The sequence below is a fragment of the Corallococcus carmarthensis genome (assembly GCF_003611695.1).
Classification (GTDB): domain Bacteria; phylum Myxococcota; class Myxococcia; order Myxococcales; family Myxococcaceae; genus Corallococcus; species Corallococcus carmarthensis.
On the sequence record NZ_RAWE01000121.1, the window covers coordinates 16,975 to 29,059 of the forward strand.

A 12,085-nucleotide genomic window follows, 5' to 3' on the forward strand; every position below is an offset into this window, starting at 1 on the left:
ATAGGGTGCGCTGCCGCCCGTTCCCGGGCGCCGCCGTGGTCCCTCCCCAGGAGCAAGGATGTTCCGTCCACCGTTGTCGTGGTTCGCCTGTCTGGCCCTCCTGGGTGCGCCCCAGGCCGGGGCCCAGGCCGTCTCCGAGCCTTCCGCGAAGGCCGCCGCCGCCTCCACCCCCGTCGCGAAGCTGGGCTCGGACATCCAGGCCCGCACGCTGAAGAACGGGCTCACCGTCATCGTCTGGCCGGACCACGACATCCCCAACGTGGCGCTCGCCAACTGGTTCCGCGTGGGCAGCCGCAACGAGCGCCCCGGCATCACCGGCCTGTCCCACTTCTTCGAGCACATGATGTTCAACGGCGCGAAGAAGTACGGCCCTGGCCAGTTCGACCGCGTCATGGAGGCCAACGGCGGCGCCAACAACGCCTTCACCTCCGAGGACGTCACCGTCTACCTGGACTGGTTCCCGGCCTCCGCGCTGCCCCTCATCCTGGACCTGGAGCAGGACCGGCTCCAGTCGCTCGCCTTCGACCCCAAGGTCATCGAGTCCGAGCGCGGTGTCGTCTATTCCGAGCGCCGCTCGGGCGTGGACAACGACAACGGCGGCGCGCTGCAGGAGCAGATGCAGGCCACCGCCTTCGTCGCGCACCCGTACCAGATTCCCGTCATCGGCTGGCCGTCCGACATCGAGTCCTGGCGCATGGAGGACCTCCAGCGCTACTTCAAGACGTACTACGCCCCCAACAACGCCACGCTCGTCATCGCGGGCGACGTGGATCCAGCCCGCGTCTTCGAGCAGGTGGAGGCCACGCTGGGCACCATCCCCTCGCAACCCGCGCCGGAGCCCGTGCGCACGAAGGAGCCTGAGCAGCAGGGCGAGCGGCGCATCGTCGTGAAGCGGCTGGCCCAGTCCCCGCTGCTCCAGGTCGCCTACCACGGCCTCGCCGCCAACGACCCGGACGCGGAGACGCTGGAGCTGCTGGGCCTCATCCTCACCCACGGCGACTCGTCGCGCCTGCACCGCAAGCTGGTGGATGAGACCCGCACGGCCATCCGCGTCCGCGGCACCACCGCTGGCGGCTTCGATCCGTCGCTCACGTGGTTCTACGTGGACCTGCCGCCGGGCGGCGATTTGGCGAAGACCGAGGCGCTCCTCACCGCGGAGCTGGCCCGCGTGGCGAAGGACGGCGTCACCGACGCGGAGCTGCGCAAGGCGCGCAACGTCGCCCTGGCCACCTTCTGGCGCAAGCTGGAGACCAACGACGGCCGCGCCCGCGAGCTGGGCAACGCCGCCACCTTCCGCGGCGACTGGAAGGCCCTGCTCGACGCGCCCACGCGCTACGAGCAGGTCACCCGCGACGGCGTGAAGGCGCTGGCCGCCCGCATCTTCAACCCCGACCACCGCACGGTGGGCTGGCTCGTCCCCACCACTGCTTCCGCCACCCCGGCCCGCAAGGAGTCCGCGCGATGAGTGCTGCCTTCCGCCTTCGTTCCGCCGGTCTCCCCGCGATGAACACTCCCTTCCGTCCGCGTGCGCCCCGCCCGCTGCGCTCCGCCCTCGCCGCGTTGCTGTTCACCTCCGCGTGCGCGACCGCGCCGGCGCCTGCTTCCACTCCCGCGCCCACGCCGCCGCCCGCCGCACCGCAAGCCTCGGCACCGGCCACCCCGGCGCCCACCGCCCCGCTGTCCACGAAGGGCGTGACGCTGCCGGAGGCGACCGCCGTCACGTTGAAGAACGGCGTGCGGCTGCTGCTCGTGGAGAAGCATGAGCTGCCGCTGGTGTCCTTCAGCGCGTGGCTCAAGGGCGGCGCCGTCACCGACCCCGCTGGCAAGGAAGGGCTGGCCGCGCTCACCGCCGAGCTGCTCCAGAAGGGCGCGGGCTCCCGCAACGCCCAGCAGTTCGCGGAGGCCGTGGACGGCGTGGGCGGCGAGCTGGAGGTCGTGCCGGCCCGCGAGGCCCTCGTCCTCAACGGCAGCTTCCAGTCCCGTGACACCGCGCTGATGGTGGAGCTGCTGTCGGACATGCTCGTGCGTCCGCGCTTCGACGCGCAGGAGCTGGAGAAGGCCCGCGCGCTGCGCGTGTCCGAAATCGCCTCCGCCAAGGACGGCGACCCGCGCGCGCTCATCGGCGTGTATTTCAATGCCTTCCACTTCCCCTCGCACCCGTACGGCGGATCCGCGGTGGGCAGTGAGGCGTCCCTGCCTGCGATTGGCCGGAGCGACGTGCTCGGCTGGGCGAAGGCGAACCTGGGCGGGGACCGGCTCATCCTCTCCGTGGTGGGGGACTTCGACGCGAAGGAGCTCGCCGCGAAGCTGGAGGCCGCCCTGGGCGGGTGGGCTCCCGCGGGACAGCCGCTCGCCGCCGTGCCAGCCACCGCGCCCACGAAGGGCCGGCACGTGCTGCTGGTGGACAAGCCGGACGCCACGCAGACCTACTTCGCCATTGGCAACACCGGCATCCGCCGCACCGACCCGGACCGCGTCGTGGCCGACCTGGGCAACACCGTGCTGGGCGGCCGCTTCACCTCGCTGCTCAACACCGAGCTGCGCGTGAAGACAGGCCTCACCTACGGCGCCCGCTCCATGCTGGTTCCGGCCCGCCAGCCCGGCACCGTCATCCTCACCTCGTATACCCAGACGGCCACCACGGGCCGCGCCATCGACCTGGCGCTGGACGTGCTCTCGCGCTACCGCCAGGACGGCATGGACGACGCCATGCTCGCCTCCGCCCAGGCCTACGTGCTGGGGCAGTTCCCCCCGACGCTGGAGACGGGGGATCAGCTGGCCATGAAGCTGTCGGAGCTGGCCTTCTACGGCCTGGACGCCCAGGACGTGAACGGGTTCGCGGGCATCGTGTCCGCCACCACCCGCGACAGCGTGCGCACCGTGCTCCAGCGCGTCCTTCCCGCCCAGGAGGACCTGACGTTCGTCCTCATCGGCAAGGCGGAGGACCTGCGCGACGTGGCCCGCAAGTACGGCCCCGTCACGGAGATGAAGATCTCCGACAAGCGCTTCGCCCCGCCAGCGGCGCCCGGCCGCTGAAGCCAGACGCAGGTGGGCGCAAGCCTTCAGCCGCGCCCACCTGAAGTACCCATCAAAAGGCAACTATCCAGCAAACCCCTGACGCGCTTCGGGTATAGACGCGGGTGTCAGGTTTGGGCCGGGACCGGACAGACATTCATTGCTTGTCACGAAGGTCCATCATGTCGTTTCGACGTCTGTCGTTGTTGCTCGTTCCTGCCTGCGCGGCCTGGCTGGGCTGCGGGGAAGCGCCTCCCCCCGAGGAGGTGAACCCTCCTCAAATCGCCCTGGACCCCCGCGAGGGAACGGCGGTCATCACCAACGAGGACGTGCTCCCGGGCTGCGGTGAGCCCGACGCCGGCTCTGGCGATGTGGACGCGGGCACGTCCGTGCTGGTGACGGCGGACACCCGCTTCCACTCCACCGGAGGGGTGACGGTGGTGCCCCAGGACCTGACCGGCCGCGACGTGGAGATCCTCATCCCCAACGGCGTCGACTTCGACCGGCGAACGGGCACGCCGGTGGCGGGAGGTCTGCGCTTCGACAACGTGCCGGACGGCGAGTACTTCCTGCGCTCGAACCGGTACTACTACCTGACGCGCACGCGCCACTTCGACCTGGGCGTCAACCGCATCGGCCGTCCGGATGCCGTCTACGTGCCCCTCACCGAGTCCCCCGCGTCGTTGGAGCTCTACAACCTGGACCCCTGGCAGCAGTATTCGTCCTACTCCGCGCCGGGCAGCTCCCTGCAGCTCACCAGCGCGGACGTGGACGTGTACAGCCAGATTGGCTACTCGATGGAGCCCGCGGTCGGCGACACGTCCTTCGTTGAACCGAACGCCTTCGCGTACTACAGCACCGCCTACGGTGCGCCCGTCCTGGAAGCGTCGAAGGGCGACCGCCTCTACGTGAACCAGTTCAACTCCGCGACGGCCGGGACGCTGCCGAGCGGTGGCCCCCTGGCGTACCAGTCGGTGGTGAGCAGCGCGCACCTGCCGCCGTTCTCGTTCACACCGGACGGCACCACGTCGCTGCCGCTGGCGGCCACGCTGGCGCCCGTGACGCAGACGCCCTTCTCCCTGGAGTGGCGCCTGAACGAGTTCTCCCGCTGGCGCGCGGATTCGAACCCCACCGGCACCATCAACCTGTCCTCGCTGTCGCTGGTGCCCGCGCCGTTCGGCTACCAGCACGGCTGGGTGGGCTACCAGGGCGAGCTGTTCAACCTCTGGCTGCCGCGCGGTGAGGACGGCGTCATCACGAACCGGTTCGCCTACGGCAATCCCTATCCGTCCAGCTGGGGCGTGGTCGGCACCGCCAGCTATTCGTTCCGGTCCGCGACGCCCGTCGTGGTGGGGGGCCGCACCCACTACCCCAGCGGCAACTTCTTCATCACCGACCGGATGGACCACTTCATCGCCGGCCCCATCCAGCCGAGCATCTCGCCGCCCCGGGAGCTGCGCATCGACGGTGTGGATGCCTACGTGTCGCGCGTGGTGGGCACCCGCCAGCCGGTCATCACCTGGCGGGCTCCCGTCATGGGCACGCCCCGGAACTACGTGGTGTCCGTCATCCAGTTGATCAGCGCCTTCACCGTCAACCCGACGATGCGCTTCTACGTGCCCGGTGACCGGACGCAGGTCCGCCTGCCGCCGGACCTGCTGCTGCCCGGCTCCACCTACTACGTGCGCGTGACGGCGGACGGCTCGCCGAACTACGAGCCCTCGCAGGCCCCGTACGTCACCGCGGAGCTGCTGCCCGCGGTCAGCGCCGACACGTTCAGCGCCGCCTTCACCACGCCGTAGTCTTGCGTTGGAAGGCCCGCTACCGCGCAGGCTGGCGGTGGCGGGCCATGCATTGCTGGTAGCGGGCGTCCACCGACTTCGCGAACCACGCGGTGGTGCGCTCCCCGCTCAGCTTCACGCTCTTGAGCGTCACCTGGGGCAGCTGGGCGTAGACGGGCGGCTGTCCCGTCTGCTTCGCGTAGACGCGCTTCACCGCGAGGTACGTGTCCGTCTTCTCGAAGTCCGCCGTCTTCTCCTCCTCCACGTCCCGGCGCACCCGGCGCTCGCTCAGGTCCGGCGCGTAGCGCTGACGGAAGAGGAGCAGCGCCTTGAGGCTCTGGCTGTCCTCGCCTCGTGGCTCCCCGTCCTTGTCATACAGCCGCAGGTCGCCATCCGTCGCCAGGGCCACGCCGGTGAGCCGGCTGACCTGGGCCTGCAGGGCGGCGTTGCGTGAGCTGTAGACGCCGCCGTTGTAGTCCGCGAAGCGGTAGAGCGGCTGGTCGTACGCGGCCTCGAAGCCCAGGAGCCGCGCGGTGCCGTAGCGCACGCCGCCGGCGCGCGTGTAGAGCGACTCGCGCACCGCCACCGGATCCGCGTCCGGGCCCGCCTTCTCCACCGCGTAGCGCACGCTGACCTGCATGGAGCCCGCGGTCGTGACGGGGTTCTGCCCCGCGAACGAGGACGGACCGAACAGCGAGCTGGCCAGGTCCGCGGCCGCGTACGCCGCCGGGTACTCCTCCTCGTAGTACGCCAGCATGTCCCGGAAGAGCCGGTCCAGGTCCCGCTCCGTGCGCAGGGTGTCCAGCCGCGCGCCGAAGCTGCGCTTCGCCCCCTTCGCCTTCGCCGCGAGCACCTCATCCAGGACGCGCCGCCCCAGGGGGCCCAGCCGTCCCGCGGTGCCGTCCAGCTTCTGACGCACCAGCTTGGGCAGCCCCGGCACCGCGGGGTCCGCCTGGAAGCCGGACTCCTGTTCGATGGTGGCCAGCACCTGACACACCACCGGCGCCGAAGCAGGAATCGCCTCCGCGTCCAGCGCCGCCAGCACGTCCCGCGCCCAGCCCTCGCGCTCCGGACCCTTCACCTTCGCGGGCAAGAGCCGCGCCACCTGCGCCACCGACAGCGTGGGCGGCGGCGGCACCTCCGTCACCACGGGCGCCCGCGACGCGCAGGCCGTGAGCGCAAGCAGTACCCCCACGTACAGCGCCCCCGCCCCCCGGCGGCCGGCGTTCCGCGTCATGTCAGCCCCCCGGTGCATGCTGCCGCCCGTCTCATGAAACATTTTTTTGAGACATTCCGGAGGCAGGTCCGTTCTCTCCGGAGACCCGCTGAATATGCGGAATCGGAAGCAGATGCGCTTAATTGGTAATTCCGGTTCTCGTGGTTAGTTCGGCAGGGCGTGGGAAAGTGACTAAACGTACTTTCTCCAAAAAGTAGTTGCCGTGATGATTTCAAGTGTGTCACGTATCACCCCGCTGTTTCTTCATGGAGGTATCGCGTTGGCTCATCGACTGTTGAAGACGATTGGCGCGGCCTGGCTCGGCGTGGCTCTGACGGCGTGCGGTACGCAGGGTTCCACGGGCGAAGAGGTGCAGGCGCCTGAGCAGGAGAAGTCGGGCGAGGACATCCAGAGCTCGCTGAACGCGCTCGGTGGTGCCCAGGTTCTGGGCGTGCACGCGGACGGCATCCCCGACAGCATCCGGGGCGAGCTGGGCCGGGTGGAGCGGACGCTGAACACGCTGGACGCGAGCCGCCAGGCGGTCGCGGGTGTGGCCCCGGCGTTCCGGCTGAACGCGGACGACCTGGTGCTGCGCAAGGCCAGCACCGACGAGCAGGGCAACCAGCACCTGCGCTTCAAGCAGACGAAGAACGGCCTGGAGGTCATCGGCGGTGAGCTGGTGGTGCACGTGCGTCCGGACGGCACGGTGTTCCGCGCCAACGGCTCCGCGCGCGACGGCCTGAATGTCTCCGCGCTGCCCCGCATCGCGGCCACGTCCGCGCGCGACGCGGCGCTGAGCGCGACGGTGGGCACGGGCCTGGAGGTCCAGGGCGCTCCCCGTCTGGTGTACGTGCGCACCGAGGAAGGCGCGCTGCGTCTGGCGTACGAGGTGAAGGTCACGGGCGTGAACGAGCTGATGCCCCTGCGCGACCGCGTGTACGTGAGCGCCCAGGACGGCTCCATCGTGCTGCGCGCGCCGGAGATCCACACCGCGCTCAACCGCAAGGTCTACAGCGCGAACAACGGCACCAGCACCCCGGGCACGCTCAAGCGCAGCGAGGGCGGCGCGGCCACCGGTGACTCGCATGTCGACATGAACTACGACATGCTGGGCTACACCTACAACTGCTACAAGTCGCTCTTCAACCGCGACTCGCTGGACAACGCGGGCACGGCGCTCATCAGCACGGTGCACTACAGCACCAACTACGTGAACGCCTACTGGGACGGCACCCAGATGGTGTACGGCGATGGCGACGGCGTGAACTCCATCGAGCTGGGCAAGGACGCGGACGTCACCGTCCACGAGCTGACCCACGCGGTGACGGAGTACGAGTCCAACCTCACGTACTCTGGCCAGTCCGGCGGCCTCAACGAGGCGATGTCCGACACCTTCGGCGCCGTCTGCGAGAGCCAGGCGAACGCCTGGAGCACCGCGGCGGCCATCTGGATGGTGGGCGAGGACGTCTGGACGCCGGGAACGGCGAACGACGCGCTCCGCTACATGGATGACCCGGCGAAGGACGGCGCGTCCAAGGACTGGGCGGCCAACGTGACGTCCGGCACGGACGTGCACTACAGCTCCGGCGTGCCCAACCTGGCGTTCGCGCTGCTCTCCAAGGGTGGCGTGCACCCGCGCGGCCGCAGCACCATCAACGTGCCGGCCATCGGCGTCGAGAAGGCCGCCCGCATCTGGTACAAGGCCAACACCGACATCTACACGGCGAGCACCACGTTCGCGCAGGCCAAGACCTGGACCATCCAGGCGGCCGCGGACCTGGGCTATGACGCCGCCACGCAGGACGCGGTGAAGGCGGCCTGGGAAGCGGTGGGCGTGGGCGTCGTGACGCCGCCCCCGACCTCCACCCCGCTGACCAACGGCACCGCGGTGACCGTGGCCGACAGCACGGGCAACAACAAGTACTACTCGCTGGCCGTTCCCGCGGGCGCCACGGCGCTGACGTTCACCATCTCTGGTGGCACGGGTGACGCCGACCTGTACGTGCGCTTCGGCGCCGCGCCGGACGCGTCCACCTACGACTGCCGTCCGTACGCCAGCGGCAACGCGGAGACGTGCACCATCACCAACATCCAGGCGGGCACGTACTACGTGATGCTGAACGCCTACGCGACGTACTCGGGCGTGTCGCTGAAGGGCAGCTACACCTCGGGTGGTGGCGGCGGCAACGTGCTGCAGAACAACGTGCCGGTGACGGGCATCTCCGGCGCGGCCAGCTCCTTCACCAACGAGTGGATCACCGTGGACGTGCCGGCGAACAAGACGGTCACCATCACCACCTCCGGTGGCACGGGTGACGGCGACCTGTACGTGCGCTTCGGCTCCTCGCCGACGACCACCACGTACGACTGCCGTCCGTACAGCTCCGGCAACGCGGAGACGTGCACCGTCACCAAGACGACCGCGGGCAAGTACTACGTGAAGATCCGTGGCTACTCGGCCTACTCGGGCGTGACGCTCAAGGCCGCCTGGTAGTCGCATCCGCATCCAGCCCGGCTCCCTTCGCGTGAAGGGAGTCCGGGACGAAGACAGGCACCCGGAAAGCCTCCATGGCTTTCCGGGTGTCGTCGTTTCAGGCGTTGGGGAGTGCGGGCCTAGCGCCGCACCTGCACGTCGCGCGCGACGGTGCGTCCGCCCATGAGGACGAACTGCGCGCGCACCGGGGTGCCTTCCTCCAGCTCCTTGAGGGGCACGCGCTGGCCCTGGCGCAGGCCTCGGCTGCGCTGGTCGAGCTGGAGCTCGTAGACGGTGCCCTCGCCGTCGCGCACGTGCAGGGTGTCCTTGCCCACGCGCGTCACCCGGCCGTTCACCGTGCTGGAGGCGATGATGACCTGCTCCAGCGGCCGGTTCGACGCGTTGTCCGTCACCGCCGCCTGCGCCGCCTTGGCCGCGCCCTCGTACCAGGCCTCGTCGTCGCTGGCCTGCACGGCCTGGGCGCCAATCATCACCCGGCCCTCGGCGGGTGCCTGCGTCGCGGGCGTGCCGTCCGGGTTGGCCTGGGGCTGCCGCGCGTTGGTCTGAGCCTGCCGCGGGGCGTTCGGGCTCGCCGGGGCGGCTTGCTGGGGCCGCGAGGCGTTCGCGTTCGGGGCCGCCGTTGCCTGGCGGGGCGTTGGGGCCTGATTGCCCTGCCGGGCGGGAGCATTCGTGGGGGCCTGCGCGGTGGAGCCCTGCGCGGGCTCGTTCACGCGGGGCCCTGGCAGGGGCCGGGCGCCGGGCGGAGGTGCCGTGTTCGGAGGCACCTGCGCGTTCGCCGCGGGCAGCGCGTCACCCTGGGGCCGGTTGTCCTGCACCGTGCTCTGCGCCAGCGCGGGCGTGACGGGCACCATCAGCCCGCCGTTCGCGGAGTCGCGGACCTGCATCGAAGCGGGCGCCGCCGTCATCGTGTCCGCGGTGTCATGCTGCTGACAGCCGGAAGCGAGCGAGCACAGCCCCACCATCCCCATCCACATCCAACGTCCACCCATCCGCCAACCCTCCCGCAGGCAAACCTGCGGACGACCCCCTGCCGTTGCAAGCGTCCGGCGTGCGGAGGGGTGTTGGCTTCTGGATGGAGGAGGCTACGCGGGGAACGTGGCGGCCACGGCGCGCACGTGGTCGCGCACCCGTTCCCGTGCGGCGAGCAGCTCCGGCGCGCTCGAGGGCGTGTAGCCCAGGCACAGCACCACGTCGTCCTCGGGGGCGGCGCGCGTGCCCAGCGCCGCGTAGTCGAGCGAGCGCGAGGTGGGTTCGCCTTCTTCGTCATGGGCGAAGCGGCCGAACACGGTGGCTTGTCCGTCGCGCCCGGGCGCTGTCTCCTTGAGGGCGAAGAGGCGGCGCATGGCCTCGAGCGAGTCGGGTCGCTCGCGCAGGATGTCCGGGGACGCGGGGCCTCCCAGCTCCCATTCCAGGAGCTTCAGGCAGCCGCGCACGAACTCCACGTCGGTGATGACGAGCCCGTAGAGGTACCAGTCCGCGCACGCGGCCTGGACCAGCCGCGCCTGCGCGTCGGTGAGCCATCCGAAGGACGGACAGGTGAAGGTTTCGCAGACGGTGGCGCGGTACACGCCGCAGTCGCGCAGGTCCGTGCCACCCGTCACCAGCGGGTGGCCCAGGCAGCCCACGCGCTGGTGCCCCGCGTCCAGGAAGCCCAGCAGGGGACAGACGCGCACGATGGGGAAGAGCGCGGGGGCGTCCCGGTTCGCGGTGAGCTCGCGCGCGGCTTCGCCGTAGGCCTCGGGCGTGCGGGGCGTGCGGGACAGCCGCTCCGTCTGAGCCGTGAGCCTGCGGGTCAGCGCCTCGCGCGAGTGGTCGCGGAAGTTGTAGAGGCCGCAGCAGGCGCCGCACGAGGCGCCTCCGCCCGGCTGGCACAGGTGGAAGGAGACGGACATGTCAGAACCAGTCCGGGCGCATGCGCGCGTAGGAGTCCTCGCCTGTGCGGCACAGGTGGGCGAGCAGCGGCACGCGCGGCACCTCCACCGCGAACCAGTACTGCGCGGCGGCGAGCTTGCCCTCGTAGAAGGCGGTGTCCTCCGCGTTCGTCGTGCGCGCCAGGCCCTCCTTCGCGGCGGCGGCCTGCGCGAGCCAGCGCCACGCCACGGCCACCACGCTGAAGAGCTCCAGGAAGTCCGTGCTGTGGCGGAGCATCACGTCCACTTCGCCCGCCATGCCGCGCGCGCCCAGCTCCAGCGTGAGGGCCGCGGCCTGCTGGAGCGCGTCCTCCAGTGAGTCGCTCCACGCGGGCTCCACTCCCGCGGCGCGCGCCCGGGCGGTGGTGGTCCGCACCTCCTCGTCGAGCGCCTGGAGCGCGGCGCCGCCCTCCGCCACCGCCTTGCGCCCGAGCAGGTCCAGGCCCTGGATGCCGGTGGTGCCCTCGTGGATGCTGTTGAGCTTCTGGTCGCGCAGCCACGCTTCCGGGAGGTACTCGCTGGAGTAGCCGTAGCCGCCGTGGATTTGCAGCGCGAGCGTGTTGGACTCGAAGCCCTTCTCCGCGGGGAACGTCTTGGCGATGGGCGTGAGCAGGTCCAGGAGCAGGTGCGCGCGCTTGCGCGTGGCCTCGTCCGGGGCGTGGTTGGCGAGGTCCGCCTGGGTGGAAGCGGTGAGCAGCAGCGCGAGGCCGCCCTCCACGATGGCCTTCTGGCGCAGCAGCATGCGCCGCACGTCCGCGTGTTCGATGATGGGGGACTGGGCGCGCGTGGTGTCGCGGATGCCGGCGGGGCGGCCCTGGGGGCGCTCGCGCGCGTAGGCGAGCGACTCCTGGTAGGCGACGGCGGCGGTGGATACGCCGTTGAGGCCCACCATGATGCGCGCCTCGTTCATCATCTGGAACATGCAGGCGAGCCCGCGCCCGGGCTGGCCCACGAGCCAGCCGTGACAGTCCTGGGCCTCTCCGAAGTTGAGGACCAGGCTGGGCAGGCCGCGCCAGCCGATCTTGTGGATGACGCCGGCCACCTGGACGTCGTTGGGGACGAACCTGTCACCCTCCGGCCGCTTCGCGGGCACGGCGAAGAGGGACACGCCGCGCGTGCCGCCCTCCGCGCCCTCGATGCGGGCGAGGGTGAGGTGCACGACGTTGTCGGTGAAGTCCTGGTCGCCGCCGCTGATGAAGATCTTGGAGCCCTGGAGGCGGTAGGAGCCGTCCGGCGCGGGTGTGGCGCGCGTCTTCACGTCCGCGAGGCTGCTGCCGGCCTGGGGCTCGGTGAGGGCCATGGTGCCGGTCCACTCGCCGCGGTACAGCCGGGCCATGAAGGTGTCGCGCAGGAAGGGCGTGCCAAAGACTTCCAGCAGGTGCGCGGCGCCGAGCGTGAGGCCCAGGTAGCCATAGGCGCTCAGGTTGGCGGCCATGAGGTAGGCGCTGGCCACGGCGTGCACGGTGAGGGGGAGCTGCTGGCCGCCGACGTCGGGCGGGCGGGTGGCGGTGAGCAGGCCCAGGTCGACCATGCCGGCGTAGAGCGAGCGCATCCGCCGTCTGCTGCACGCTCTGCCGCGCGAGCCCCATCGTGCGCGCCACCGCCGCCACCGTGGCGGGGCCGTGATCAATAACGCCCAGCACCTGCCAGCGGGCGCTCGTCAGTCCCG

At 70.7% G+C, this 12,085-nt stretch carries 8 protein-coding genes; 4 read left to right on the forward strand and 4 right to left on the reverse strand.

The features are described from left to right. The first annotated feature begins 58 nt into the window (after positions 1-58). The 3 genes from D7X32_RS27370 (at position 59) to D7X32_RS27380 (ending at position 4,817) form a co-directional block, all read left to right on the forward strand. Positions 59-1,465, forward strand: a complete 1,407-nt coding sequence (locus D7X32_RS27370) for a M16 family metallopeptidase (RefSeq protein WP_120605521.1) — start codon at positions 59-61, stop codon at positions 1,463-1,465. A gap of 38 nt (positions 1,466-1,503) precedes the next feature. Further along, a complete protein-coding gene (locus D7X32_RS27375) occupies positions 1,504-3,036 on the forward strand; it encodes a M16 family metallopeptidase (RefSeq protein WP_244239206.1) in 1,533 nt (510 codons plus the stop codon). A gap of 161 nt (positions 3,037-3,197) precedes the next feature. Beyond that, a complete protein-coding gene (locus D7X32_RS27380; RefSeq protein ID WP_147450289.1) occupies positions 3,198-4,817 on the forward strand; it encodes a fibronectin type III domain-containing protein in 1,620 nt (539 codons plus the stop codon). A gap of 19 nt (positions 4,818-4,836) precedes the next feature. Here D7X32_RS27380 and D7X32_RS27385 read toward each other — a convergent pair whose 3' ends face one another. Beyond that, a complete protein-coding gene (locus D7X32_RS27385) occupies positions 4,837-6,033 on the reverse strand; it encodes a DUF1615 domain-containing protein (RefSeq protein ID WP_120605524.1) in 1,197 nt (398 codons plus the stop codon). Between the two features lie 259 nt (positions 6,034-6,292). Between D7X32_RS27385 and D7X32_RS27390 the strand changes: the two genes are divergently transcribed. Next, the gene (locus D7X32_RS27390; protein ID WP_120605525.1) at positions 6,293-8,506 is read left to right on the forward strand and encodes a M4 family metallopeptidase; all 2,214 of its coding nucleotides are present in this window, start codon (positions 6,293-6,295) and stop codon (positions 8,504-8,506) included. Between the two features lie 119 nt (positions 8,507-8,625). Here D7X32_RS27390 and D7X32_RS27395 read toward each other — a convergent pair whose 3' ends face one another. The 3 genes from D7X32_RS27395 to D7X32_RS27405 form a co-directional block, all read right to left on the reverse strand. Continuing rightward, on the reverse strand, positions 8,626-9,495 hold the full coding sequence (locus D7X32_RS27395; protein WP_244239207.1) for a hypothetical protein: 870 nt from the start codon (positions 9,493-9,495) through the stop codon (positions 8,626-8,628). Between the two features lie 93 nt (positions 9,496-9,588). Then, complete coding sequence (locus tag D7X32_RS27400; RefSeq protein WP_120605526.1) at positions 9,589-10,398, reverse strand: hypothetical protein; 810 nt, start codon at positions 10,396-10,398, stop codon at positions 9,589-9,591. A gap of 1 nt (position 10,399) precedes the next feature. Beyond that, a complete protein-coding gene (locus D7X32_RS27405; RefSeq protein ID WP_244239208.1) occupies positions 10,400-11,968 on the reverse strand; it encodes an acyl-CoA dehydrogenase family protein in 1,569 nt (522 codons plus the stop codon). Positions 11,969-12,085: the final 117 nt, after the last annotated feature.